General features: G+C 72.1%; 29 protein-coding genes and 1 tRNA gene. 14 read left to right on the top strand and 16 right to left on the bottom strand.

The features are described 5' to 3' along the window. Positions 1-64 precede the first annotated feature (64 nt). Positions 65-1,423, top strand: a complete 1,359-nt coding sequence (locus tag HPS36_RS09495) for a M28 family peptidase (RefSeq protein WP_173229958.1) — start codon at positions 65-67, stop codon at positions 1,421-1,423. Between the two features lie 48 nt (positions 1,424-1,471). Here the strand turns inward: HPS36_RS09495 and HPS36_RS09490 are convergent, their stop codons facing one another. From HPS36_RS09490 to HPS36_RS09475, 4 genes are all read right to left on the bottom strand, one after another. Further along, entirely contained in the window at positions 1,472-1,999 is a 528-nt protein-coding gene (locus HPS36_RS09490; RefSeq protein WP_173229957.1) for a hypothetical protein, read from the bottom strand. Positions 2,000-2,079: 80 nt separating this feature from the next. Further along, the gene (locus tag HPS36_RS09485; protein WP_121562843.1) at positions 2,080-2,268 is read right to left on the bottom strand and encodes a hypothetical protein; all 189 of its coding nucleotides are present in this window, start codon (positions 2,266-2,268) and stop codon (positions 2,080-2,082) included. Between the two features lie 47 nt (positions 2,269-2,315). Further along, positions 2,316-3,056: a helix-turn-helix domain-containing protein gene (locus HPS36_RS09480; protein WP_173229956.1), complete on the bottom strand. Its 741-nt coding sequence runs from the start codon at positions 3,054-3,056 to the stop codon at positions 2,316-2,318. 335 nt (positions 3,057-3,391) lie between these two features. Further along, positions 3,392-4,465 (bottom strand): aldo/keto reductase, encoded by a 1,074-nt coding sequence (locus HPS36_RS09475; protein WP_173229955.1) that lies wholly within the window; start codon positions 4,463-4,465, stop codon positions 3,392-3,394. Positions 4,466-4,610: 145 nt separating this feature from the next. Here HPS36_RS09475 and HPS36_RS09470 point away from each other — a divergent pair, with 145 nt between their 5' ends. From HPS36_RS09470 to HPS36_RS09450, 5 genes are all read left to right on the top strand, one after another. After that, positions 4,611-4,787, top strand: a complete 177-nt coding sequence (locus tag HPS36_RS09470) for a hypothetical protein (protein ID WP_173229954.1) — start codon at positions 4,611-4,613, stop codon at positions 4,785-4,787. Between the two features lie 63 nt (positions 4,788-4,850). Then, positions 4,851-5,762: an acyltransferase gene (locus HPS36_RS09465; RefSeq protein WP_173229953.1), complete on the top strand. Its 912-nt coding sequence runs from the start codon at positions 4,851-4,853 to the stop codon at positions 5,760-5,762. Positions 5,763-5,876: 114 nt separating this feature from the next. After that, positions 5,877-6,470, top strand: coding sequence for a DJ-1/PfpI family protein (locus HPS36_RS09460; protein ID WP_173229952.1), 594 nt, complete (start codon positions 5,877-5,879; stop codon positions 6,468-6,470). An 18-nt stretch (positions 6,471-6,488) separates the two neighbouring features. Continuing rightward, positions 6,489-7,334 (top strand): Nmad3 family putative nucleotide modification protein, encoded by an 846-nt coding sequence (locus HPS36_RS09455; RefSeq protein WP_173229951.1) that lies wholly within the window; start codon positions 6,489-6,491, stop codon positions 7,332-7,334. A gap of 79 nt (positions 7,335-7,413) precedes the next feature. Beyond that, positions 7,414-7,824: a DoxX family protein gene (locus HPS36_RS09450; protein ID WP_173229950.1), complete on the top strand. Its 411-nt coding sequence runs from the start codon at positions 7,414-7,416 to the stop codon at positions 7,822-7,824. An 82-nt stretch (positions 7,825-7,906) separates the two neighbouring features. Here HPS36_RS09450 and HPS36_RS09445 read toward each other — a convergent pair whose 3' ends face one another. The 5 genes from HPS36_RS09445 to HPS36_RS09425 form a co-directional block, all read right to left on the bottom strand. Then, positions 7,907-8,983 (bottom strand): CNNM domain-containing protein, encoded by a 1,077-nt coding sequence (locus HPS36_RS09445; RefSeq protein ID WP_173229949.1) that lies wholly within the window; start codon positions 8,981-8,983, stop codon positions 7,907-7,909. Between the two features lie 87 nt (positions 8,984-9,070). Next, positions 9,071-10,393, bottom strand: a complete 1,323-nt coding sequence (gene hisS, locus HPS36_RS09440) for a histidine--tRNA ligase (protein ID WP_137716613.1) — start codon at positions 10,391-10,393, stop codon at positions 9,071-9,073. Positions 10,394-10,468: 75 nt separating this feature from the next. Then, positions 10,469-10,924, bottom strand: coding sequence for a DUF892 family protein (locus HPS36_RS09435; protein ID WP_121562852.1), 456 nt, complete (start codon positions 10,922-10,924; stop codon positions 10,469-10,471). A 107-nt stretch (positions 10,925-11,031) separates the two neighbouring features. Continuing rightward, a complete protein-coding gene (locus tag HPS36_RS09430; RefSeq protein ID WP_173229948.1) occupies positions 11,032-11,625 on the bottom strand; it encodes a DUF7411 family protein in 594 nt (197 codons plus the stop codon). Next, positions 11,626-11,979: a DNA-binding protein gene (locus HPS36_RS09425; protein WP_053770715.1), complete on the bottom strand. Its 354-nt coding sequence runs from the start codon at positions 11,977-11,979 to the stop codon at positions 11,626-11,628. A 123-nt stretch (positions 11,980-12,102) separates the two neighbouring features. On the opposite strand from HPS36_RS09425, the gene HPS36_RS09420 reads away from it, so the two are divergent. Further along, positions 12,103-13,248, top strand: a complete 1,146-nt coding sequence (locus HPS36_RS09420; RefSeq protein WP_173229947.1) for a 60S ribosomal export protein NMD3 — start codon at positions 12,103-12,105, stop codon at positions 13,246-13,248. A gap of 102 nt (positions 13,249-13,350) precedes the next feature. Here HPS36_RS09420 and HPS36_RS09415 read toward each other — a convergent pair whose 3' ends face one another. Then, positions 13,351-13,542, bottom strand: a complete 192-nt coding sequence (locus tag HPS36_RS09415) for a UPF0175 family protein (RefSeq protein WP_121562855.1) — start codon at positions 13,540-13,542, stop codon at positions 13,351-13,353. A gap of 83 nt (positions 13,543-13,625) precedes the next feature. Here HPS36_RS09415 and HPS36_RS09410 point away from each other — a divergent pair, with 83 nt between their 5' ends. Beyond that, positions 13,626-13,796, top strand: coding sequence for a hypothetical protein (locus HPS36_RS09410; protein WP_173228006.1), 171 nt, complete (start codon positions 13,626-13,628; stop codon positions 13,794-13,796). 76 nt (positions 13,797-13,872) lie between these two features. Here the strand turns inward: HPS36_RS09410 and HPS36_RS09405 are convergent, their stop codons facing one another. After that, on the bottom strand, positions 13,873-15,777 hold the full coding sequence (locus HPS36_RS09405) for a helicase C-terminal domain-containing protein (RefSeq protein ID WP_173229946.1): 1,905 nt from the start codon (positions 15,775-15,777) through the stop codon (positions 13,873-13,875). A gap of 92 nt (positions 15,778-15,869) precedes the next feature. On the opposite strand from HPS36_RS09405, the gene HPS36_RS09400 reads away from it, so the two are divergent. After that, positions 15,870-16,100, top strand: coding sequence for a hypothetical protein (locus HPS36_RS09400; RefSeq protein ID WP_173229945.1), 231 nt, complete (start codon positions 15,870-15,872; stop codon positions 16,098-16,100). A gap of 28 nt (positions 16,101-16,128) precedes the next feature. Here HPS36_RS09400 and HPS36_RS09395 read toward each other — a convergent pair whose 3' ends face one another. After that, positions 16,129-16,593: a DUF302 domain-containing protein gene (locus HPS36_RS09395; RefSeq protein WP_173229944.1), complete on the bottom strand. Its 465-nt coding sequence runs from the start codon at positions 16,591-16,593 to the stop codon at positions 16,129-16,131. 173 nt (positions 16,594-16,766) lie between these two features. Between HPS36_RS09395 and HPS36_RS09390 the strand changes: the two genes are divergently transcribed. Next, positions 16,767-18,242 (top strand): carotenoid oxygenase family protein, encoded by a 1,476-nt coding sequence (locus HPS36_RS09390; protein WP_173229943.1) that lies wholly within the window; start codon positions 16,767-16,769, stop codon positions 18,240-18,242. Positions 18,243-18,373: 131 nt separating this feature from the next. Continuing rightward, on the top strand, positions 18,374-18,985 hold the full coding sequence (locus HPS36_RS09385; protein ID WP_173229942.1) for a hypothetical protein: 612 nt from the start codon (positions 18,374-18,376) through the stop codon (positions 18,983-18,985). A 140-nt stretch (positions 18,986-19,125) separates the two neighbouring features. Here HPS36_RS09385 and HPS36_RS09380 read toward each other — a convergent pair. Both HPS36_RS09380 and HPS36_RS09375 read right to left on the bottom strand, forming a co-directional pair. Continuing rightward, a tRNA-Glu gene (locus HPS36_RS09380) sits at positions 19,126-19,200 on the bottom strand. Between the two features lie 94 nt (positions 19,201-19,294). Then, positions 19,295-20,371, bottom strand: a complete 1,077-nt coding sequence (locus tag HPS36_RS09375) for a M28 family peptidase (RefSeq protein ID WP_173229941.1) — start codon at positions 20,369-20,371, stop codon at positions 19,295-19,297. 99 nt (positions 20,372-20,470) lie between these two features. Here HPS36_RS09375 and HPS36_RS09370 point away from each other — a divergent pair, with 99 nt between their 5' ends. Next, a complete protein-coding gene (locus HPS36_RS09370) occupies positions 20,471-21,571 on the top strand; it encodes a zinc-dependent metalloprotease (protein WP_173229940.1) in 1,101 nt (366 codons plus the stop codon). Positions 21,572-21,584: 13 nt separating this feature from the next. Here HPS36_RS09370 and HPS36_RS09365 read toward each other — a convergent pair whose 3' ends face one another. Continuing rightward, on the bottom strand, positions 21,585-21,992 hold the full coding sequence (locus HPS36_RS09365) for an SHOCT domain-containing protein (RefSeq protein ID WP_173229939.1): 408 nt from the start codon (positions 21,990-21,992) through the stop codon (positions 21,585-21,587). A gap of 104 nt (positions 21,993-22,096) precedes the next feature. Here HPS36_RS09365 and HPS36_RS09360 point away from each other — a divergent pair, with 104 nt between their 5' ends. Then, entirely contained in the window at positions 22,097-22,747 is a 651-nt protein-coding gene (locus tag HPS36_RS09360; protein WP_173229938.1) for a non-canonical purine NTP pyrophosphatase, read from the top strand. A gap of 18 nt (positions 22,748-22,765) precedes the next feature. Here the strand turns inward: HPS36_RS09360 and HPS36_RS09355 are convergent, their stop codons facing one another. Next, the gene (locus HPS36_RS09355) at positions 22,766-24,106 is read right to left on the bottom strand and encodes an aminotransferase class III-fold pyridoxal phosphate-dependent enzyme (RefSeq protein WP_173229937.1); all 1,341 of its coding nucleotides are present in this window, start codon (positions 24,104-24,106) and stop codon (positions 22,766-22,768) included. 223 nt (positions 24,107-24,329) lie between these two features. Between HPS36_RS09355 and HPS36_RS09350 the strand changes: the two genes are divergently transcribed. After that, on the top strand, positions 24,330-24,692 hold the full coding sequence (locus HPS36_RS09350; RefSeq protein ID WP_053770988.1) for an Hsp20/alpha crystallin family protein: 363 nt from the start codon (positions 24,330-24,332) through the stop codon (positions 24,690-24,692). Positions 24,693-24,834: the final 142 nt, after the last annotated feature.

The following is a 24,834-nucleotide window of genomic DNA, read 5'->3' as shown; positions in this document are numbered from 1 at the left end:
CGTCCGCTCCGACCGCGGCTTCGCCTCCCGCAACCCCTTTTCGCCCGGGGCCCAACCGGACCGTATGACCGACCTACCGGACCGCGTCGTGGGCGACGCGCGGACGAGCGACTTCGGGTGGAACCTCCTGACCGACCTGACCGACATCGGGAACCGCATGGCGGGATCGGCGGGCGAGCGCCGCGGCGCCGAGCGCGTCGTCGAGGCGTTCGAGGCGGCCGGCCTGCGGAACGCCGGCCTCGACGAGTTCGAGATCCCCGGCTGGTGGCGCGGCGAGTCGTCGCTGTCGGTGACAGGCGCCGTGGACCGCCACCACGAGGGCTCGCACGAGGTGATCGCGCTGCCCGGCACGCCGAGCGGCGAGGCGTCGGCCCCGCTCGTCGACGTGGGCGACGGCACCGACGAGGAGTTCGCGGCCGCGGAGGGGGACCTGGAGGGCGCGGTCGCGATGGCCTCCTCGCGGACGCCGGACTCCCACGACCGGTGGATCCACCGGATGGAGAAGTACGTCGCGGCGGCGGAACGCGGCGCGGTCGGGTTCGTCTTCCGAAACCACATCGAGGGCGCGCTCCCGCCGACCGGCGAGATCGGCTACCACAACCGGCCCGGCCCGATCCCCGCGGTCGGCGTCTCGAAGGAGGTCGGCGACCGGCTCTCGCGGCTCGCCGCGGACGGGGGCGGCGACCGCCCGACCGTCTCGCTCGACATCGATTGCCGGAACGAGCCGACGACCTCGGTGAACGCGGTCGCGGAGGTCGGCCCCGACACCGACGAGGCGGTGTACCTCACCGCCCACGTCGACGCCCACGACGTGAGCGACGGCGCCAACGACAACGGCGCCGGCTCGGCGCTCGTCGCGGAGGTCGGGCGCCTGCTCGCGACCGTCGAGGGCGACCTCGACACCCGGGTGCGGCTCGTCACGTTCGGGTCCGAGGAGATCGGGCTGTGGGGGGCGTACCACGCCGCGGAGACGACCCCGAAGGAGGACATCGCCTGCGTCGTCAACCTCGACGGCACCTGTAGCTCGCGGGACCTCCGCGTGGGGACGAACGGGTTCGAGGGGATGCGCTCGACGTTCGAGGCGGTCGCCGACGCGTTCGACGCGCCCCTGACGACCGGCGAGACGATCTCGCCGCACGGCGACCAGTGGGCGTTCGTCCAGGAGGGGATCCCGGCGGTGATGGCCTCCACGACGAGCGACCAGTCCGGGCGCGGCTGGGGCCACACCCACGCCGACACCCTCGACAAGCTCGACTCCCGCGACCTCCGGGAGGTGGCGACGCTCGTGACCGCGGCCGTCTACCGGTTCGCGACCGGCGAGGTCGGGGCCGAACACCGGTCGCGGGAGTCGATCCGCGACGCCATCGACGAGGGGTACGTCGAGGAGCTGAAGACGGGCGGGCGGTGGCCCTACGACGAGTGACGGCGCCGCGCGCGTCGCTTCGACTCCGACGGTCGGGCTCCGCACGCACTACTTCGGGAGCCGCGACCACCATCGTCGCTGCTCGTCCGGCGACCGGTAGAGCGCCTCCATCCCGAGGAAAAAGATCCCCGCGGCCGGGACCACGAACGCGAGTGCCAACGCGAGCACGCGGAGGAGTTCCGGGTCCGACATGACGTAGCCGGGCGTCCGGTAGAACTCGGCCGGCGGAGTCGCTCCCCGGATCCAGAAGGCGACGGCGCCCCCGTTGACCGCGAACGCCGCACCGACGAGGACGTTCCAGATGTGCCACCCGTACGCACGGAGCGTCGCGAGACCGACGAAGGCGCCGAGCCCGAGGTTCGCTCCGAGGGTCGCCTTCGTCCTCGCGACCTGTCCCGCGACCGAGTGCGCCGCGAGTTCGGGCGAGAGTCCGAGGACCGCCACCGTCGCCTCGAAACCGACGTACCAGCAGACGAGCCCAACGCAGGGAACGAGGAGATTCAGCGGGAGCGGCCGGCGGAACGGCTTGAACACTGCCCACGCGGAAACGCCGGTCGACTCGTCGGCGTCGGCCATCGGCGCGAGTTGTGCTGCCTCCTATTAGGTTCCACCGGCGACGGTGGGCGCCTCGGCGACCCGTCGGCCCGCCGCCCGGCTCACTCCTCGGCGGAGTCGTCGCAGACGCCGAGGGGGAGCGTCTCGGGGGCCTCGTCGCCGTCGAGGCCGGCGTACGCGTCGTCGATGAGCCGGGCTAGCTGCGTCTCGGGGCTCACGCCGCGGGCGGCGGCGAGGGCCGCGAGCCGCTCGTACTGCTCGTCCGGCACGGAGACGGTTCCGTCGTCCATACGCTGCGCTCCGTCCCGAAGCTACAAAAGCGTTGGTCTGAGCCCGCTCACGGCGATTCCGACCGGTCCGTCTCGCGCACGGCGCCGATCGGCTCGCCCTCGGCGAACCGCTCGAACAGCGCGTTCATCACCGACGACTCGGCGCGCGAGAGGTGCTCCCACACCGTCGTCGAGCCGAGACCGAGCTCGGCGGCGACCTCCTCGACGCCCACGCCCCCGCCGTGGTCGTAGTAGCCCGCGGCGATGGCGGTCGCGAGCACCTCCCGCTGCCGGTCGGTGAGGCCGTCGAGGAGCCCCGAGGCCGGGAGCTGCGGCGAGCGCTCGATCGACGCCAGCTCCACGTTCCGCGCGAGCTCGACCTCGTTGCCGCCGCGCTCCAGCTCGCGCATCACCGCCGAGAGGTCGTCGTCGTCCTCTAGGTACGCCGTCCAGCGCTCGACGCCGCCGACGATGGTCGTCCCGGTCCGGTAGTGGATGCCCATCCGCGAGAACCGCTCGCCGATGCCCTCCCAGTCGGCCGGCCCCGCGTCGATCGTCAGGGCGACGTAGGCGTGGGTGCCCTCGATCGGCGCCAGCGGCTCCGCGGAGACGACTAGGTCGAACTCGCGGAACTCCTCGACGAACGCCTCGATCTCCGCCGGCGGTCCGGTCAGTTCGGCGATCCGCTTGCGTTCGGGGCCGCTGCCCGTCATCGAGGAGACGGACCGGTACCGCACCTCCGGGTGGCGCGCGCTCACCTCGCACTCCGGCTCCCCGGCGTGGCGGATCCGGAACGTCACTTCCCGCATGCCAGAGCCGAGGGCGCCGGGGTTCAAACGGGTTCCGGACCGTCGCGAGGCATTTATCACCGCGACCGCGCAACCGTCGACGTGGTGGCGATGACGAGTCGGTTACCCCCACTGAGCCCCTTGTGATGACGGGTTTCGACCGAGCCACCTTCCACCCTCGCCAGCGGCGCGACTGCGCCGCCCCCGAACGGTCGTCGACATCCCACGGGGCGGCGCCGAGCGACGGAGCGCGGTGAAAGTGATTCAGCGCCGTGGCAACCGCTTGCTTTCGGGCGGTTTCGAGGCGAAAAGGGCGGGTCGGTCGGCGTCGATTCCGGCGGACGGGGCGCTCCCGCTCAGTACGAGGCGGCGCGCTTGTCGAGGCCGGCGGCCTGGATGTCCTCGCCGTCGACGGAGGTGCGGAGCACGTCCATCCCGTCGTCGCGGTCGACGTCGAAGTTGCGGGCGTACAGTTCCTCCAAGCGCTCGTACTCGGCGTCGGAGATCGGCGGCACGTCGGCGGCGGCGCTCCACTCGGCGATGTCGTCGCCGTCGCGGAAGGTTGGCGTGACCGACGCGACCTCGTCGTGGGCGAGCAGCCAGCGGATCGCGGCCTGCGCCATCGTCCGGGTCCCCTCGACGCCCTCAGGGTCCTCGAGGAAGCGGATCGCCTCCACCTTCTCCCAGCCGGTCTCGTACCACTCCTTCGGACGGTGCGAGCGGTGGTCGCCGTCCTCGAGGACGGTGTCGGGCGTCACCTGCTCGTTGAGCAGGCCGGAGGAGTGCGGGACGCGCGCCATGACGGAGGTGTCCGAGCCGGACTCGCGGATCGTCTCGACGAAGTGGCGGCCGGGCTCCTGCTCGAAGAGGTTGAAGACGGTCTGGACCGCGTCGAACTCCTCGTACTCGACGGCCGCGTCGCCCTCGGCGAGCCAGCCGATCGAGGGGCCGAGCGCCCAGCCGAGCGCGCGGACGCGCCCGTCTTCCTTCCACTCGCGGAGGAGGTCGCGCACCTCGGGCGTCACCTCGTCGACGTTGGCGTTGTGCAGCTGGAGCACGTCGACGTAGTCCGTGTCGAGGCGGTCCAGCGAGGCCTCGAACGCCTCGGTGAGGTACTCGCGGTTCAGCTCCTTGGGGAGCTCGCCGTGGCCGGCCTGCGGGTTGTCGTAGAAGTCGTAGCCGATCTTCGTCGACAGCGTCACCTCGTCGCGGCGGCCGTCGATCGCCTCGCCGATGATCGCCTCGCTGTCGCCGTGGCCGTACACGTCGCCCGTGTCGACGTAGGTGACGCCCGCGTCGAGCGCCTCCTCGACCATCGCGACCGCCTGGTCGTCCGAGCGGTCGCCCCACCAGTCGGTGCCGACGACCCACGCGCCGAAGCCGATCTCCGAGACCTCGACGCCCGAGTTACCGAGTTCGCGGTGTTCCATACCGGCCGGTTGGCGGTCGGGACACTTATCGGGCGCGGTCGCTCTCGGCCCGCCGGAACCGACGCCGTGCGGGCGCGGGGGACCGCGGTCCCGGGTCGCGGCCCGCACCGGTGGATATTACTCTCGCGTCGCCGATCCGAGACTCATGGACGACGCCCTCCGCCGGCGCCTCGACGCCGTCGTCGCCCTGCTCGCGGTCATCGCCATCGTCTCGGTCACCGCCCTGTTGCTCTCGTTCGGCAGGGCAGCGATCGCCCCGGTCTTCACGGTCGCGTTCGTCGGCGTCCTCGCCGGCCTGTTCGTCCACGCCGAGCTGTACTGACCGGATCGGGCGCCGCGCTCGCACAACCGAATCCCTTTGAGGGGCGGCGACGAAGGTGGGCCGATGACAAAGCGACACGTGTCCCTGCCCGACGGCGCCGAGGCCGGGGTCCGAGGGTTCATCGACGAGGTGGACGAGCGGCTCTCCTCGGACGAGGACACCTGCGAGGTCGTCCGCGACGTGCTGATCGACCTCCACGGCGACCGGGAGGCGTGGGAGGCGTGGCAGGACGGCGAGTCGGTGTCGCGCGCCGAGCGCGTCCGCCTCCAGGGGTACGACCCGTGTAACGCGACGCTGGAGTCGGAGTACTACGCCGAGAAGGACGAGGACCGCTTCCAGCGCTCGAAGCACCTCCAGTGGCTCTGGCGGCAGTTCGACGCCACCCCGATGGCCGACAACGTCGAGTTCGCGCTCCGCTTCCGGCAGATGCTCGGGAACCACCTGTTCGCCGAGTGCGGGGACAACTGCCGCTTCTTCAAGGGCATCTCCGTCACCTACGGCCACAACATCGAGGTCGGCGACAACGTCGTGATCCACGACGACGTCCACCTCGACGACCGCGGGAAGCTGACGATCGGCGACCGCGCCTCCATCTCCGACGGCGTCCACCTCTACAGCCACGACCACGATATCGTCGACCAGACGGAGGTCCGGAACTTCCACACCATCGTCGGGGACGACGCCCGGGTCACCTACGACGCGATGGTGCGCGCCGGCTGCCGGATCGGCGAGAACAGCGTCGTCGGCGCGCGCTCCGTGGTTCAAGGCGACGTGCCCGACCACCACGTCGTCGTGGGGTCGCCCGCGCGCTCCGTCCGCGTGAAGCCCGGGTGGGAGGATGTCGCCGACGACCTCGAAGACGGGCGGCTCCCCGACAACCAGGACGGGCGCGAGATCGAGTACGAGCTCCCCGAGGACCTCGAACAGTTCGACGAGTTCCAGCGGGACCTCCAGCCGCCGAACCGACCGCGCTGACGCCGCCGTGCGGTCGACCCTGCGGAGACCGTGAACCGACGGTCACGTGGTGTGTTACCTCTCGCCAGCATCGTTATTTGACAGTAGCACGTACCGGCGACCGGTGTTACACGCATGACAGGACAGCGGATACTGATGATCGTCGGCGACTTCGGGGAGGACTACGAGATCATGGTCCCGTTCCAGGCGCTTCAGGCGGTCGGCCACGAGGTCCACGCCGTCTGCCCGGACCGGGAGGCGGGCGAGACGGTCAAGACCGCGATCCACGACTTCCGCGGCGACCAGACGTACTTGGAGGAGCGCGGCCACGACTTCGAGCTTACCCACGGCCTCGACGAGGTCGACCCGGCCGACTACGACGCCCTGGTCGTGCCCGGCGGGCGCGCCCCCGAGTACCTCCGCGGCTACGACGAGGTGCTCGACGCGGTGCGGCACTTCTTCGAGGCGGACAAGCCCGTCGCGTCGATCTGTCACGGCCCGCAGATCCTCGCCGCCGCGGGCGTGCTCGACGGCTACGAGATGACGGCGTACCCGGCGGTCAGGCCCGAGGTCGAGGCCGCCGGCTGCTCGTGGGTCGACGGCGTGACGACCGACGGCAACCTCGTCACCGGGCAGGCGTGGCCCGACCACCCCGAGTGGATCGCGCAGTTCCTCGACCTCCTCGGGACCGAGGTCGAACACAAGGGGCCCGCCGCGACGGCGGACTGAGTCCCCCGATTTTCCCGCATGCCCGACCCCCGCGCGGTCGCCGTCAACGTCGCCGCCAACACGAACGAGCCCGGGTTCCGCGGGCCCGTCTACCCGGACGGCTCCTTCGCGTACGTCCCGATCCCCGAGCCGGCGGCGACGCTGCCGCGCGACCGGTTCCCGGTCGACGAGCCGCTCCCGACGTACGCCGACCTCGACCTCCCCTTCGCGGTCCCCGCCGACCTGCGCGCGACGCCGGTCCACGCCGACCCCGAGTTCCCGGGCGTCCACGGCCGCGAGCGGGCGACCTACGGCGACCCGTACGCCGTGAAGGCGGGCCGGATCGCCGCCCTCGACCCCGGCGACTGGCTCCTCTTCTACGCGACGCTGACGCTGCGGCCGCGCGACTGGGCGGGGCCGGGCGACGGGCGTCCCGGCGATTCGACCGGCGTCCGCGACGGCGGCGCGGACGACCGCGACGGCGCGTGGCTCCGGGAGCGCGGCGTCGCCGTCGACGACGACCTCGCGCCCGACTGGGGCGCGTACCTCTTCGCGGGGATGCGGATCGAGCGGGTGCTGTCGGGCGGGGACGGTGACGAGGGGACCGAGACCGTCGACCGCGCGGCCGCCGCGAGGGCCGCGCCGACCAACGCGCACCTGAAGCGCGACCCGTTCGACGCCCGCGTCGTCGTCGCGGGCGACCCGGACGCCTCCGGGCTCTTCGACCGCGTCGTGCCGCTGAGCGCGCCCGACGCCGGGAGCGAGGCGAACCGGATCGTCACCGACCTGTCGAGCGACTCCGGGAAGGGGCCGTGGTGGCGCCGCCCGATGGCCTTCGACGCGGCGGCGACGAGCCGGCTGCTGACGCGGATCGACGGAGTGTGAGGGCCGGGCGAGACGGCGGCGCGGGGCGCCGCCCCGGGCGCCACCGCGATTTATGAGGCGCGCTCCCGTTGCGTGCGGTATGAGCGACGACGACACGGAGACGAGCGACGGGGCGACCGGCCGCGGCGCGCCGTCGCGGCTCGGCCGCGTCCTGCTCGGCGTCGGCCTCGCCGCGCAGGCCTCGGAGGACTTCCGCGACATGGACGACACGATCGAGTACGCCGAGTCGGCGGGCGTCCCGATGCCGGACCTCGCCGCGCCGTTCGCCTCCGGCATGATGGTGGTCGCCGGCCTCGGGATCGCGCTCTGGCGGCTCCCCCGGGTCGCGACCGGCGCGGCGGTCGCGTTCCTGACCGTCGTGACCGGCACGATGCACGACTTCTGGAACGCCGACGAGGACGACAAGAGCGGCGAGCGGCTCGCCTTCTTCGGGAACCTCGCGATGCTCGGCGGCGCGCTGGTGTTCCTGCGCGAGGCGTACAAGAGGTGAACGGCGGCGCGGAGCGGGGATCCGAGGTCCCGGCCCCTTATTTCTAATCAGCCGCCGGATCGCCGGGGAGCGCCGGCGTCGCCTACAGGTTCCCGGCGTCCAGCGGGTCCTCGAGCTGGCCCATCACCGCCTCCATGGCGTCCGTCGCGGTGATCAGCCCGACGACCTCGCCGTCCTCGATGACTAAGGCGAGCTCCTGGGACTCCGCCTGGAACCGGTCGAACGCGTCGCTGACGCTCGCGTCCGCCGCGACCGTCATCGGCGGGGCGGCGACCTCGGCGAACGTCAGGTCGCCGTTCCGCAGCTCGTCGTAGCGGCTCACGATCGAGGGGGCGTACACGATCCCCTCGAAGTCGGTCAGGTCGTCGCCGACGAGCGGGAAGCGGGTGTGCGGCGTGTCCCGGATCCGGTCGAGGTTCTCGTCCACGGACGCCCCCGTCGTCAGCGAGACGATCTCCTCGGGCGCGGTCATCACGTCCGCGACGGTCACCCGGTCGACGTCGAGCGCGCTGAGCACCTCCTCGCGGCGCTCCTCGGGGAGTTCGACCTCCTCCATCATCGACCCGAGGCGGTTGCGGAGCTCGGCGCGCGTCTCCAGCACCTCCTCTTCGGCCTCGGTCCACGAGGCGGTCATCTCGACGCCGAACAGCCCGAGCGTCGCCTTCGCGACCCAGTCGCCGACCTTGATCAGCGGCGAGATGAGCCACGCGAACCAGTAGAGCGGCCGCGAGCCGTACCGGGCGACCTGCTTCGAGCGCTCGACGCCGAGGTACGTCGGCGTCTGCTCGCCGTGGGTCAGGTGGACCATGTTGATGATGAAAAAGCCCAGGAGCGACCCGGCGCCGGCGGACGCGAACGCCGTGTTCTCGAATATCGGGGCGAAAAGCGCCGCGAGCCCCGGCTCGGCGACGATGCCGAGCGCGATGGACGTGCCGGAGATCCACACCTGACAGGTCGTGAGGTAGAACTCCAGGTCGTCGGTCATCTCCCAGGCGCGCCGCAGCCCCGGGGTGTCCATCTCCGACTCGGGGTACTGCCGGAGGCGCGTCAGCCCGAACTCGATAGCCACGAAGTACGCGTTGATCAGGATGAGGAGGACCCCCGCGGCCACGCGGAGGGCGACCTCGGTCGGGGGCATCGCCGTCGCGAGCGGGATCATCGTCCACACCGTCCCGACGCGCGACGCAAAAGCGTTCAGGGATCGCGTCGCCCGGCCGGCGGGACGGGCCGCGGGCGCGCCGCGGCGTTACTCGTAGTCCTCGTAGGTCGGCAGCCCCTCCTCGGGCGGGAACTCCTCGACCGGGACCGTCGTCTCGTCGCCGCTCGCCATGTCCTTCACCGTGTACTCGCCGTTCTCCAGGTCGCGCTCGCCGACGACGACGACCGTCTCGGCGTTGATCGAGTCGGCGTAGCCCAGTTGGGCGCCGAACGAGCGGCCGGAGACGTCCTGCTCGACGACCACGTCGTCGCCGAGCGCGCGGAGGTCGCTCGCGAGCGCGGCCGCCTCGCTCCGCGTGTCGCCGACCGAGAGGACGTAGTAGTCGGTCGTCAGCTCCTCGTCGGGCCAGACGCCGGCGCGCTGGCAGAGCAGCTTGAGCGTCGCGTGGCCGGGCGCGACCCCGACCGCGGGGGTGGGCTGGCCGCCGAAGCTCTCGATGAGGTCGTCGTAGCGGCCGCCGCCGAAGACGGACCGGGACACCTCGCCGGTGGAGTCGAAGCACTCGAAGACGACGCCGGTGTAGTAGTCGAGCCCGCGGGCGGTGGTCAGAGACACCTCGCAGAACTCGCCCGCGCCGAAGTCGTCGGCCGCGGCGAGGACGTTCCGGAGGTTCTCGACCGCGGCCTCGACCGCCTCGCCGCCGGCCTCGGCGACCGCGTCGAGGTCGTCGACCGTCTCCACGTCCGCAATGAGGTCGTCGAAGTCGCGCGCGGTGTCGCGGGCGAGGCCCGCGTCAGAGAGGAGCCCGAGGTACTCGCCGTCGTCGACCTTCGCGCGCTTGTCGACCGCGCGGATCGCGGCCGCGGTGTCGACCGCGTCGGGGTCCGCGGCGAGCGAGCGGACGAGGCCGCCGAGGATGTCGCGGTGCGAGACCCGGAACTCGAAGTCGTCGCCCGTGAGCCCGAGGTCCGTCAGCGCGTCGGCGGCGACCGCCAGCACCTCGGCGTCGGCCTCGGGCGCCGAGGAGCCGAACACGTCGATGTTCGTCTGGTAGAACTCGCGGAACCGACCCTGCTGGACCTGCTCGTAGCGCCAGAACGGACGGGTGGAGACCCACTTGATCGGCTTCGACAGCTCCTGGCCCTTCGCGACGACCATCCGGGCGACGGTCGGGGTGAGCTCGGGGGTCATCGAGACGCCGCGGCCCCCTTTGTCGTCGAAGGCGTACAGCTCCTCGACGATCTCCTCGCCGGACTTGTCGACGTACATCTCCGTCCGCTCCAAGGCGGGGGTGGCGATCTCCCGGAAGCCGTGCCTGGCCGCCGCGTCCTCGACCGCGTCGGTCACCTCGCGGCGGGCGGACTGCTCGCCGGGGTAGAAGTCGCGGAATCCCTTGAGGCCGTCGTACATACGCGTCGGTTCGGCGAGCGCCCGCTTGAAAGCATCCTTTCGGGGGCGGCGCTCGCCGGCGTCGCCTCGGCCCGTCTACTCGCGCTGGTACTCCTTCTGGAACCCGCGGAACTCCGTCCGGTGAGCCTCCTCGTCCGAGAGCAGCGTCACCGCGAGGTCCTCGGTGACCGGGTCGTCGGCCGCCTCGGCGGCGTCGATCAGCTCCCGGTACGTCGCGATGGCGTCTTCCTCGGCGTCGAGCACGCCGTTGATGACGGCCAGCACGTCGGTCGAGTCCTCGGGCGGCTGTAGCGACTCTTGGCCGGCCGTGAACTCCGCCGAGCCGGGCGGCCGCGCGTCGAGCTGTTTGAGCCGCTGGCCGAGCTGTTCGGCGTGGCCGAGCTCCTCTTGAACGTCCTGTTTGAGGCTCTCCTTGATCTCCTCGGCGCGGACGCCGTCGAGGACGATCGCGTTCGTCTGGTAGTTCATTACGGTCTCGATCTCGTCGGCGTACGCCGTCCGGAGCAGGTCGACGACGCGGTCGGATGACATGCCTCACGCTACGCCCGGGGGGTCGAAAGGCGTTCCGGCGGGCGGGCGACGACGGCGGACGGGGACGGCGGGGGGTCGCCGACGGCCGACGGAGAACGAGGGGTCGGTCAGTCGCTGCGGCCGTGGACGTACGTCTGGTCGTGGTCGGGGAACACGTCGCCGACGGTGCCCTCGCCGTACCGGTCCGCGATGAGCGTGCGGAGCTCGTCCTCGTAGTCCGCCTTCGGGACCTCCTCGCTCGGGCCCTGCTGGACGTCGAAGGTGGCGTCGACGAGCTGGTCGACGGCGTGGCGACCGAACCCGGACAGCGGGGAGATGTAGTCGATCCCGTTGCGGTCTTCGAGGCTCTGCGCCTGCGCCCGCGACACCGTGGGGACGCGGTCGTCGCGGCGGGTGCCGTCCGCGATGGCGTCGACGTCGAGCGCGGCAATGGTATCCAGGGCGTGCTCGTGGACGCGCTGGATCCCGTTTCGCGGGTACCCGTCGGCGACCATGGTCTCGGCCGCGCTCTCGGCGACCTCGCGGTCGAGGTCGACGCGCTCGAACGGGAACCCCAGCTCGGCGGCCGCCCGCTCGGCGTGCTCCCAGTCGTCCGTGAGCCCGAAGCTCCCCGTGACGCAGCGGACCTCGTAGAACCGGTCGAGCAGGTGGGCGGCCAGCGAGGAGTCTTTCCCCCCGCTGTACAGCAGCGCGAGTTCCATTTACCGGTGGCGGATGTCGAAGCTCTTCTGGTCGGGCTGGAGCTCCTTGAGGAGCTCGCGCATCTGCTCTTCGTCGATCTGTCCCTGGATCCGGCCGCTCTGCGCCAGCGCGGCGACCTGCTGTTTCACCTTCTCGCCGAACTGCGGCTTGGACATCTCGACCGCGTTGAGCCGCTGGCGGGCGCCGTCCGTGAGGTACTGCTTCAGGACGGCCTCCTGCTGGGCCTCGGCGCGCTCCTGCGCCTGCTGTTGGGCCTCGGCGGCGTCGCCCTCGCCGCCCTGCCGCTCGCGGAGCTCCTCCATCTTCTGTTCGCGCAGTTCCTCGAGCCGTTCGTCGTCGGGGTTACCGCTCATACACGCCCGTTCTCGGTCCGTGCGAAAAACCATTTCGGAGGTCGGGACCCGCTCGGAGCGGCCGTCGGCGCCGACCGGGGCGGTCCGCGCCGTTTAAACGGGTCCTCGGCGTAGCGGGCGCCAATGAGCGAGTCGCGGGAGTTCTGTCCGCGCTGCGGCGACCCGGTCCCCGAGCGGCGCGACCCCCTTCCGGGCGAGCCGCGCGGGCGAGACGCCCTGCTGTGCGACGACTGCTACTTCGAGGACTTCGACCTGGTCGACGCCCCCGACCGGATCGAGGTGCTGGTCTGTTCCGACTGCGGCGCCGTCAGGCGCGGCGAGTCGTGGCGCGACGTGGGGGCGCGCGACTACACCGACGTGGCCGTCGACGAGGTCGCCGAGGCGCTCGGGGTCCACGTCGACGCCGCGGACGTGGAGTGGGGCGTCGAGCCCGAGCAGGTCGACGAGAACACGGTCCGGATGCACTGCCGCTTCTCCGGCGTGGTGCGCGGCACCCTGCGCTCCGCGGAGGTGACGGTGCCCGTGAAGATCTCGCGGGGGACCTGCGACCGCTGCGGGCGCATCGCCGGCGGGTACTACGCCGGGATCGTCCAGGTCCGCGCCGACGAGCGCGACCTCACGCCCGCCGAGCGCGCGGAGGCGCTGGACATCGCCGAGCGGTACGTCGCCGACCAGGAGGCCGACGGCGACCGCGAGGCGTTCATCACGGAGGTGACGGAGACCGACGACGGGCCGGACATCAAGCTCTCCTCGAACCGCCTCGCGCAGAACGTCGCGACGCGGATCACCGAGTCGCTCGGGGGGAGCTTCGAGTCGTACCCGACGCTCGTCACCGAGGACGGCGACGGCAACGAGGTGTACCGCGTCACGTTCGCGGTCCGCCTCCCGAGGTACGCGGAAGGCGAGATAGTCGACCCCGAGGACGGGGACGGCCCGGTCCTCGTCACGGGCGTCTCCGGGCGCCTCCAGGGCGTTCGGCTCGCCACGGGCGCGGAGTACACCTCGGCGTTCGCGGACGGCGACGCCCCCGACGCGACCCGGCTCGGCACCCGCGACGACGCGGCGGAGACGACGGTCGTGACCGTCGAGGACGAGAACGCGATCCAGGTGCTCGACCCCGTCACCTACGAGGCCAAGACCGTGCCGAACCCGGCGTTCGTCGACGACGACGCCGAGTCGGTCCTCGCCTTCGAACACGACGGGGAGGTCCACCTCGTGCCGGACGAGAACGCGGGACGGCCGGCGGAGTCGGTCTCGAACCGGGAGTGAGGGAGCCTCGCGGCTCGGTGGGAAAGGAGAACTGATCGTTCGTAGGACGAGTCGGAACGCCGACGCGGAGCGCCGCCCTCGCTGGCGGCGACGGAGCGCCGTTCAGTCGGCGCGAGCGGGCTGTTCGCGGCCGAGCGCCGCGGCGCGCTCGGACTCGGTTACCTCGATGCCGCGGCGTTCGAGTTGATCGATGAATTCGGCCTCGCTGAGCCCTGCCTGTGCGGCCGCCTGCGACAGCGTCAGGGTTCGCGCACCGTACAGCGTCAGCGCACTCGACAGCCCGTTCGTGGCCATACACCCAGTAGTCGGGTGAGGGATTATGAAGGTTACTACTTCATTGAGGGGCCTGATACACCTTATACGATATATATTGACGAATGATCGACGTGGGGGTGGTAATATGGCTCGCACCCGGGCGCCCGTCGCCCGCAGGAGTTATACGGCTCTGCGGTCGACACGCCGACATGGACAGACAACAGCTCATGGCGCTGTTCTTCGCGTTTCTCATGGTGAGCTCCATGGTGGCGTACGGCGTCTCGCTGCTGTAACCGACGGGCGGTCGCACGCCGCCGGTCCCCGCTCTCGCGGCGGTCGCCCGTCGCGCCTCGGCGGCGTCGGTCCCCGTCAGCCGTCGCCCCACACGTCCGACAGCGGGTGGTTCTCCCGCCGCTCGGCGTCCTGCTCGGACCGGGTCCGAACGGGGTCGTCGCCGCCCGTCCCGCCGTCGCCGGTCGCGTCGCCGCCGTCGCGCCCTCGACCGGGGCCGTCCCGAGACGAGCGACCGCCGGGTGCGCCGGCCGACCCGCCCGTCCGACGGCTCTTCCGGCGACCCGCTCCCGCGCCGCTCGACGGCGACGCGTCGACGCCGGCCAGCGCGGCCTCGGGGTCGAACGCCGGCAGCGAGGGGGTCGTCATCGCGTCGACCTGATCGCGGAACCAGTCGGGCGTGTCCGCCGCCGCGCGTTCGAAGAGGTCGAGCAGGGAGTCGTCGGCGAGGTAGGTCGCGCCGTGGTCGTCCGGGGCGCGGACGACCCGCCCGCACGCCTGGATGACGGTGCGCAGCGCGGTCCGGTGGTACCACGCCCACTGCCCGTCCGCCAGCCGGCGGGCGACCCGCGAGTCGTTCGTGTTCCGGTACGGCGCCTTACACACGACCTGCCAGCGACAGAGGTCGCCCTTCAGGTCCAGCGCCTCCTCCATCTTCACGGAGACGAACACCTCCGGGTCGGAGCTCGCCTTCCACGCCTCCAGCTCGGCGTCGCGGTTCGACCGGTCGTGGCGCCTGACGCGCGCGGCGACGCCGAACTCGCCGAGCCGCTCGGTGATCCGCTCCGCGATGTCGTACGAGTGCGCGTGGATCAGCCCCTTCTCGTCGGGGTGTTCTGCCATCAGCCGGACGATCAGGCGGGCGATCTTCGGGGTCGTCTCGTCGCGGTGCTCGTAGGTCATCGACCCCTGCGTCACGTCGTACAGCGGGCGGTTCGCGAGCGGGAACGTGTGCTCGACGTCGACGAGCGCGACGTCGGCGGGGTCGAGCCCGACCCCGCGGCAGAACGCCTCCTTCGAGAGGATGGTCGCCGACAGCAGCGCGAACCGGTTGCCCCGGTCCCACACCGTGTGTCTGAGGTACCGCGCGGGGTCGAGCGGCTTGATCTCCATCGCCGACCCCTCGCCGCCGGGCTGGTCGACGACCCACGAGGTGGGGGACTGCGGGTCGCGGTAGTCCTCAAGGAACCAGCCGAGCTCGCTTATCAGCTCCTGAAGACGGTCGCGCCGGGCGACCTCCTCCCGGTCCAGCTCGGGCCGCCCCACCAGCTCGTCTTTCGCGCGGATCGCCACGTCGCGGAGCGCCTCGACGAACCGCGCGGTGCGGTCGACGGCGTCCTCCTCTGGGCCGGCGTCGGCCGCCACGTCGGGGACGCCCACGTCGTCCCAGACCGGGACGCGCTCGGGCGATATCTCGATGGTCGCGTACATCTCGGCCCACTCGGCGAGCCCGTGCGCCTCGTCGATGACGACCACGTCGCGCTTCCGGAACACCTCGGAGCCGGCGGTGCGCATGAAGTACGCGAGCGTCATCGCGGCGAAGCGGTTGCCGGAGGCGATGGCGCGGTCGGAGAAGTACGGACAGCGGTGCCGGATCGAGCAGTCGAACCCCTGCTGGCGCGCGCAGGGCGCGCGGTTCACCGGCGTGTCGTGCTCGCCGGGCAGCACGCAGTCGTAGTTCGACTTGCCGCGGATCACGGCCAGGTCGTCGAGCAGGTCGTCGGCCTCGACGTCGTCGATCTGCGACACCTGCGGGGTCGTGTAGTAGGCCCCCGTCGCCTCGCTGGGGGCCGCCTCGCCCGCCGTCTCGGCCGCGCCCATGATGGCGCGGGCGAGCAGCGACTTGCCGCTGCCGGTCGGCGCGCGCACCAAGACGACCCGGTTGCCCGCCGCGAACGCGTCGCGGATGTCGGCGAGGGCCCGCTCCTGCGCGCCGCGGAAGCTCGGCGCGGGGAACTCGGCGGGGATCCGGCTCGGGTCCACACGACGCCCTCGCGCGCTGGCGGAATTAAACCCTCGCTTGGGCCGCGGGGGCGACACCTATTGGTAGCCCGGGGCGAAAGGGAGAAGCGACGATGAGCGACGACGGGATCCTCGGGTCGCTGTCCGCCGTCGGCCTGCTGAGCCTCTGTTGTATCGGGTTCGGCGGACTGGCGGGCGGGGCGGCGGTGGTCGGCGGCTCCGCCTCGGCGAGCGCGTTCGCGACCGGCGCGACGAGCGCGCGCGGCGCGCTGATCTCCGGCGCCGTCACGTTCGGGACCGTCCTCCTCGCCGCCGCGGTGATCCGCTGGCGGCTGAACCGCTGAAGCGGCGCGCTCGCGTCGACCGCGGCGCTCACTCCCGGCCGTGCGTCTCGATGTTCTCCCAGACGACGGCCATCAGCTCGCCGGTCTTCGCCACGAGGTCCTCGACGGCGTCCTCGTCGACGCCGGCGGCCGACGCGCAGCCGAGGTCGCGGATCGCCTTCGTCGCCGACACGTGATGGACGTGAACGCGGTCGTCGCCGGCGCGCTCGTAGACGACGGTGGTACACGGGAGCATGCCGGCGAGCGTCGGGTCGATCCGCAGGGCGTCGTACGCGATCTCGGGGTGACAGACGACGATCAGCGCCGTCCGTTCGACGTCGTCGTGACCGAGCATCCCCCCGATCATCTCGTCGAGCCGCGTGACGCGCACCGTCTCGAAGTCCGCGAGCTCGTGTTCGAGCTGGACGAACGGCACGGCGTCGTCGAAGGGGAGGTCGACGGTCGTGTGGAGCGCCTCGTCGGCGGTCGGCGCGGGGCGTGCGGCGTCGCTCATGGGAACGCTTCGCACGCCACCCTGCTAAACGGGTTTCGCCGTCTCAACACCTGCCGCTACCTCCGACAGGGAACCGCCTCGGCCGAGGGGTCAGTGCGCGAGCGCGCGGCGCAGCGAACGGTCGGGGTCGGCACCCCCGTCAGACCTTAGCCCGGCGCGTCCCGTGCCCCCGTATGGCGCACTCGGGCTTCCACTCGCTCCGCGAGGAGACGGCCGCCTCGCTCCCCGTGACCGGCGACCTGCCGGACTGGCTCCGGGGGAGCCTGATCCGGAACGGTCCCGGCGCGTTCTCGTTCCCCGACGGGAGCGCCGTCGACCACTGGTTCGACGGGCTCGCGATGCTCTACCGCTTCACCTTCGACCCGGGCGGCCGGGCGAGCGGGGGCGGTGACGCGGTCCACTACCGGAACCGGTTCCTCCGGACCGACGCGTACGAGGCGGCGCGGTCGGGGGAGTTCGACGGCGGGTTCGCCACGGGCGAGACCACCCTCCGATCGCGGCTGGCGGGGTTCCTGACGGCGCCGTACGACAACGCGAACATAGTCGCCGAGCGGGTCGGCGACCGCTACGTCGCGCTGACCGAGTCCCCGCGCGGCGTCGGCTTCGACCCGAACACGCTGGCGACGACCGGACCGGTCGACCGCGAGGGCGACGCGCCGAGCGGCCAGCTCTCCTGTGCCCACTTCAAGCGGGACCCGGCGACCGGGGCGCTGGTCACCCTCGACACCGAGTTCGGGCGGACGAGCCGGTACCACGTCACCGCCTGGACGCCGAGCGGGGACCGCCGGCACGTGGCGACCGTGCCGACCGAGAAGCCGGCGTACATGCACAGCTTCGCGCTCACGCCGCGGTACGTCGTGGTGACGGAGTTCCCGCTCCGGCTCGACCCGCGGCGGTTCCTCAGGCCTGGGCGACAGGCGCCGTTCATCGAGCAGTTCGAGTGGGAGCCGGACCGCGGCACTCGGATCGCCGTCGTCGACCGGACGACCGGCGCGGTCGTCGCGGAGCCGGTGACCGAGCCGCTGTTCGGCTTCCACCACGTGAACGCCTTCGAGCGGGCGGGCGGGAGCGAGGTCGTGTTCGACTTTGAGACCGTCCCGGACGCGACGGCGATCGACTCGCTGTACCTGGAGACCGTCCGCGCCGGCGAGATGGGCGCGATCGCGGGGCGGGTCGACCGGTTCGCGGTCGACCTCGGCGGCGCGGTCGGGACGGACCGCTACGGCGCCGCGGAGGCGACGGTCTCCCGCGAGCGCCTGTCCGACGAGGGCACCGCGCTCCCGACCGCGTCGCCGGCGCGCTGGTGTCGCGAACACCGCTACGTGTACGCGATGGGGATGGACGCGCCGGTCACCGAGTGGGCGCGGCGGGTCGTGAAGCTCGACGCGGAGACGGGCGTGACCCGGACCTTCGGCGACGGGGCCGACTACTTCGGCGAGCCGGTGTTCGTCCCGGCGCCCGACGGCGACGACGAGGACGACGGGGTCGTGCTGACGATCGCGCTCGACGTCGACGCCGACCGGTCGCGGCTGTTCGTCCTCGACGGCGAGACGCTCGCCGAGCGCGCCCGGGCGACGCTGCCGCACGCGGCGCCGTTCGACTTCCACGGCCGGTACTTCCCGGAGCTCCGGGCGGCCGCGGCGGAGTGAGGCGACCGCCGCCTCGATCGACGCACCCGACCGTCCGGCGGGGGTCGAGCGCCGGCGATCGGCGGTCGACGCACCGGCCGGGCGTGGGGGTCGGCCACAGACCTTTGCGGCTGGCGGCCGTCGGTTCGGCCATGAGCGACGACGAGGCCGCGGGCGACGCGGTGACCGAGTGGGACGGCGGGTTCGGCTGGATCGCGGTCCCCGACGAGGAGGCTCGTCGGGCGAGCCACGCGCTGGCGACGGGCGACGGGGTCTGGGTCGTCGACCCGGTCGACGCCGAGGGGCTCGACGACCGCCTGCGCGAGCTAGGCGACGTGGTCGGGGTCGCGGTCGTCCAGGACCGTCACACCCGGGACGCCGAGGCGGTCGCGCGGCGGCACGACGTCCCCGTGGCCGCGCCGGAGTGGGCGTCGCTGACGCGCGAGAAGCTCGACGGCGAGGCGGCGCCGCTCGGGGCGGCGCTCGACGGGACGGCCTACGCGGTCCGCGACCTGATCCGCCGCGACGACTGGGAGGAGGCCGCGCTGTGGGACGCGGCGGCCGGGACGCTGCTCGTCCCCGAGACGCTCGGCACCCTGCCGGCGTTCACCGACGGGGACGCCGCGCTCGGCGTCCATCCAGCGATCGACGACCCGCCGAGCTGGCTCGCCGACGCGGACCCCGACCGGGTGCTCGTGGGCCACGGGTCGAGCGTCCACGAGGACGCGAGCGCGGCGCTGGCGGCGGCGGTCGGCGACCGCTGACGACCTGTCGCCGAAGTAGAACTATTACGCCAGAGACGCGCGAACGTCCCATGAGGGACGGATCAGCCGGCTCTGAGGCGGGCGCCTCGCCCGGACGACCGAGGCCGGGCCTCAGAGGAAAACTGCCGCGAGAATCGGGATGCTCCGGCTGGGATTTGAACCCAGGTCCTTGCCGTGAGAGGGCAAGATGATTGGCCGGACTACACCACCAGAGCGCGTCCGTTCGTCGCAATCAACGGTAGGTGAGCGGATTGTAAAACAGTTCCGTTTCGACCCCGCCGTGCCCCGGTTTGTCGTGCCGGGGCGCGCTCAGACGTCGACGGCGAACGGCTCCGGTCCGGCCGCGTACTCGCCCGCCGCGGCTCCGATAGCGGCGAGGAGGTCGGCGACCTCGTCGAGGTCCCCCGTGTCGATCACCTCGACCGGCGTGTGCATGTACCGGTTCGGGATCGAGACGTTGAGCGCCGGGGTGCCGCCGCGGACCGTGTAGAACGCGTCCGCGTCGGTGCCGGTGCGGGTGCCGGCCGCCTGTAGCTGCACGTCGACGCCGGCGTCGGCGGCCGCCTCGCGGGCGAGGTCCACGAGGACCGGGTGGTTCGCGCTGCCGCGGCCGATCACCGGGCCGGCGCCGAGCTCGATCGGGCCGCGGTGCTCGCGGTCGACGTCAGGGTTGTCGGTGGCGTGGGTGACGTCGACCGCGACGAAGGCGTCGACGGCGTCGAGGTCGACGCCGACCATCCGCGCGCCCTGGAGGCCGACCTCCTCCTGGACCGTCGAGACGGCGTAGACCGTGGCGTCGACGTCGCGCTCGGCGGCGCGTCGCAGCCCCTCCGCCGCCGCCCACGCGCCGGCGCGGTTGTCGACCCCGCGGGCGGCGATCCGGTCGCCGACGAGGTCGCGACGGCCCGTCGAGAACGTGACGGGGTCGCCGACCTCGACGTGCTCGCGCGCCTCGGCGGCGTCCTCGGCGCCGATGTCGACGAACTGGCCCGCGACGTCCTCGTACTCGTCGTCCGCCTGGTCCCGCAGGTGGATCGCGGTCTGCCCGACGACGCCCTGGACCGGCTCGTCGGCGTGGACCGTGACGTGCTGGCCCTTCGAGACGGTGCGGTCGGAGCCGCCGATCCGCCCGATCCGGAGGAAGCCGTCGTCGAGTACGTCGCGGACGATGAACCCGATCTCGTCGGCGTGGCCGGTGACCGCGACCGTCGGCGCGTCGGGGTCGCCCTCGTGGACCGCGACAGCGTTGCCGTACGCGTCGGTTTCGACCCGGTCCGCGAACTCGCGGACGTAGTCGGTCCACACCCGCTGGGCGGCCGTCTCGAAGCCCGAGGGGCTCGGCGTCGCGAGGAGGTCGTCGAGGAACGCTCTGCGCGCGTCGTCCATGTCCGTGGCTGTGGGGCGGCCGGCAAGAAAACGTCGGTGTCGGATCCGGCCGCGACCGGTCGACACAAGCGCTTTGAGGCGCCCGCCCGTCCGATCCGTATGGACATCCTCCGAAGCGTCCGGACCGTCGCCGAGGCCGAGGGGCCGGGCGTCGTCGACTGGGACCGGGCCGCGGCGGCCGCGAAGGACGCCACCGACCCCGGATCGGTCGCGCTCTCCGACGCGGAGCGCGCGGGGTACGCAGGCGACGTTCGCGACGCCCGCTCGCGGCTGGCCGAGGTCGCCGGGATCGAGTTCGACGTGCCCGACACCGTGGAGGTACAGAACCGCCACCACTGGATCGACGCGAGCGTCGACACCTTCCGGCGCGTGATGGACCCGATAGAGGCGGCCGCGGCGGGCGACGCGGGCGGTCGGATCGGCGCGGACGCGGGCGGCGACGCCGGCACCGACTCGCCGGACGTGTTCCCCGACGCCTCGTCGGGCCCTGTGGGGCCCGCGCCCGGCGCCGGGTTCGCGCGGGACCTCTCGCGGGTCGCCAACACCGGGTCGATGGCGTTCGCGCTGGGGTTCCTCGCGCGCAACGTCCTCGGCCAGTACGACCCCCTCCTGCTCGCCGACGAGCCGGACGCCGACCACGGGCTCTACTTCGTCCATCCGAACATCGTCGCGGTCGCGAGCGCGCTCGACGTTGGGTACCCCCGGTTCCGCCGCTGGATCGCGTTCCACGAGGTGACCCACGCCGCCGAGTTCGGCGCGGCGCCGTGGCTCCCGGAGTACCTCGAATCGCGCGTCGAGCGCGGGGTGGAGGGCATGGTCGGCGGCGCGGGCGGCGTCGAGGGGACGGCCGGTCGCGGGCTCGACCCAGACGCGTTCGCGGAGCTCCAGGCCGCGATGACCGCGGTCGAGGGGTACGCCGAGGTGCTGATGGACCGCGCGTTCGACGGCGAGTACGCGGACCTCCGGCGGAAGCTCGACGAGCGCCGCGGCGGCGGCGGGCCCGTGCGGCGGCTCGCGCAGCGCCTGCTCGGGCTGGGGCTCAAGCGCCGGCAGTACGAGCGCGGCGCCGCCTTCTTCCGGCACGTCGCCGACGAGCGCGGCATCGAGGCCGCGGGCGCGGTGTGGGAGCGTGCCGAGAACCTGCCGACCGGGGCGGAGATCGACGACCCCGAGGCGTGGCTCGTCCGCGTCGACCCCTGAGCCCCGCGCCGACTCACTCCAATTCTACGTCGCGCTCCCGGCGCCGGTCGCCGCGGGCGGGCTCGGCCCGGTTGAGGCGCTCGTCGAGGTCCTCGGTCGCGAGCAGGCGGTCGAGCCGCCGCTCGAACTCTGCCTCGTCGATCTCGCCACTCGCGTAGCGGTCGCGCAGCGCGGCCACCGGCCGCTCGGCCGTCGCGTCGCTCGCGGCCGGCGCGTCGGGCTCGTCGGCCGCGACGAGCGGGAAGTCCTCGCCCAGCACCAGCACCAGCGGGATCAGGATGAAGAACCCGGTGATGAACGTCGCCGGGATCAGCGGCCCCAGCGCGGTCGGGAGGAGGACGGCGAAAAGCGACGTGAGCCCGAACGAGAGGATCGCGATGAGCCCGATGAGCCGCTTCTTCTCGAACGTGGGGAGGGACATACGTGACCGATTCAGTCGCGCTGACAAAAACGTGCTGCCGTCGGCGGCCGCGGCGACCGCCCGCGACCGACGCCTATTCGTCGCCGGCGCGCCCACGGCGATCCGTGCTCAGGTACGTGACGACGAACCCGGGGAAGGTGCGTGAGGCGGAGCGGTACCTCCCGGACGGCTCGGTGGAGCGGCTCGACTTCGACTACGCGGAGGTCCAGGCCGACGAGCTGGGCCTCATCGCGGCGCGGGGCGCGCGCGAGGCGTACCGCCACGCCGACGCGCCGGTCCTCGTCGACGACGCGGGGCTGTTCGTCGAGGGCCTCGACGGCTTCCCGGGCCCGTACTCCTCGTACGTCGAGGAGACGCTCGGGATCGAGCGCGTCCACGACATCGCCGCCGACCTCGACGACCGCCGCGCCGCCTTCCGCTGCGTGCTCGGCTACTGCGACGGCGAGGGGTTCGCCGCGAGCCCCGATCCGGTGGACCGAGGCGACCGCGACGCGGCCGCCGCGGCGGGGCCGGACGGAGCGGACGACGCGAGCGGCGGCGACGCGGGCGGAGCGGACCCGCTCCCGGTCAAGCTGTTCGAGGGGTACGTGCCGGGCCGGATCGTCGCGCCGCGGGGCGACGGCGGCTTCGGCTACGACCCGATCTTCGAACACGACGGCGAGACGTTCGCGGAGATGGACACCGACCGCAAGAACGCGGTGTCGCACCGCGGCCGGGCCTTAGAGAAGTTCGCGGAGTGGTACGCGGACCGATAGCGAACGACGACGTCGAGCCTACGTCGCCGCTTCGATCGCGTCCGTGAGGAGGTCGGCGCCGAGGTCGATCTCGCGTTCGGTGACGTCGAGCGGCGGAAGGATCCGGAGGACCTTGTGGCCGCACGCGAGCGTGAGGAGGCCGCGAGCGAACGCCTCGTCGACGACCGCGTCCCGCCGCTCCTTCGTGTCGAACTCGACGGCGAGCAGCAGCCCCTTCCCGCGCACGTCCTCGACGGGGTCGAGGGCGGCGTCGCGCATCGTCTCTTTGAACTGCCGGCCGCGGGCGACGGCGTTGGTCATCAGGTCGGCCTCTTCGATGGCGTCGAGGGTGAGCGCGCCCTGCGCGGCGGCGATCACGTCGCCGGCACCCCACGTCGAGGAGAGCCGGCCGGTCTCCTCGGGGAACACGTCGCTCCGCGAGACGGTCGCGCCCACGCGGAGCCCCTTCGCGCTCGCGATCACGTCCGGGTCGTACGCGTAGTGGTCGGAGCCCCACATCTCGCCGGTGCGCCCGACGCCAGTCTGGATCTCGTCGGCGATCACCGTGATGTCGTGCTCGTCGGCGAGCGCGGCGATCTCGTCGGTGAACGCCTCGGAGGGGAACCGGTAGCCGCCCTCGCCCTGGATCGGCTCCATGATCAGGTACGCCACGTCGTCCGGGTGGACGTTCCCCCGCTTCGGGTCGAGCTTCCGCCGGAGCCGGGAGACGCCGTCGGCGAAGAAGCCGCACGAGCAGGTCTCGGGCGAGCAGGTCCGGTCCTCGCAGAACGGGACCTCCGTGACGCCGCTGACCTCGGGGAAGTCGCGGCGGTACACCGACTTCGAGCGGTTGAGCGAGAGCGCGCCGAGCGTCCGGCCGTGGAACGCCCCGTCGAAGGTGATCGCGTACTTCGCGCCGTCGGAGGCGTCGTAGGCGATCTTGATGGCGTTCTCGACCGCCTCCGCGCCGGAGTTCGAGAGGAAGACGGTGTCCATGTCGTAGTGGCTCGTGAGGTCGGTGAGCCGGTCCATGAGCCCCGACGAGCCGGGGATCCCGTCCCCGGGCGCGGGGCCGCCGGCGGCGTAGAAGTCCTGGCCGGCGATCTTCAGGGGGTCCACGAGGTCGAACTCCGCGAGCCGGTCCATGATCAGCGGGTTGTTGTAGCCGAGCGGCGCGGCGGCGACGTGGCTGGTGAAGTCCATGAGGACGTTGCCGTCGACGTCGGTACAGAACGGGCCCTCGGCGGGGGCGGTACGGTCCCAGACGAACTCGTAGACGTAGGTGCTCGGCGCTGCCGACTCGTGGTGGTAGTCGACCCACTCGCGAGCGCGCTCGCCGGGGAGGTCCGAGACGGCGGGCGTGGCGGTGTCGCGATCCATGCGTCGGGGTGGCACGCGGACGAAATAAATCCGGGGCGATCGCGAGAACGTTGGAGAAATATCCAACCGAACGCGTCACACCTTACCGACCGTCCGGGAACGAGCCCGTTCGCCGGGGCGGTCCGCCGTCCGAAAGCGGTTGTTAATTACCCCCAAAATTCGTTGGATTTTTATAGAATCGCCGCCCTACTACTAACTGAGTTCGAGGTGGTCAGCAATGCCCATGCTCGAACCGGCGAACACGTGGACGCAAGGACTCGACTTCCCGAGCCGACTGTTCGAATCCGGTAGCAACGACTACGAACTGTACGAGGAGGACGGCGAGTTCGTCCTCTCGGTCGAACTGCCTGGGTTCGACCCCGCCGAGATCACCGCCTCGTGGAACGACGGCGTGCTCAACGTCGCCGGCGAGCACGAGGACGAGCGGCGCGGGACCCGCCGGACGTACCACCGGCGGTTCCGCTTCCCGAAGGCGATCGACGAGGACGGCATCCGGGCCGAGTACCGGAACGGCATCCTGACGGTGCGGCTCCCCGTGACCGTCGAGGACGCCGTCTCCGGCACGGAGATCGAGATCGAGAGCTGAGCCGGACCCCCGCCGGCCGGTGAGCCGCCGGTCGGCGGCCGTCCGTGTTCCGTCCCTCGTTTCTCGTCCGTAGCCGCGTTTTTTCAGCGTCGCTCGCCCGGAGCCGGCGGTGCGACCCAGCACGCCTTTGAGGCCGCGCCGC

This window comes from Halorubrum salinarum, from assembly GCF_013267195.1.
Taxonomy (GTDB): domain Archaea; phylum Halobacteriota; class Halobacteria; order Halobacteriales; family Haloferacaceae; genus Halorubrum; species Halorubrum salinarum.
The sequence above is the reverse complement of the archived record's forward strand: the minus strand, read 5'-3'. Positions and strand labels throughout refer to the sequence as shown.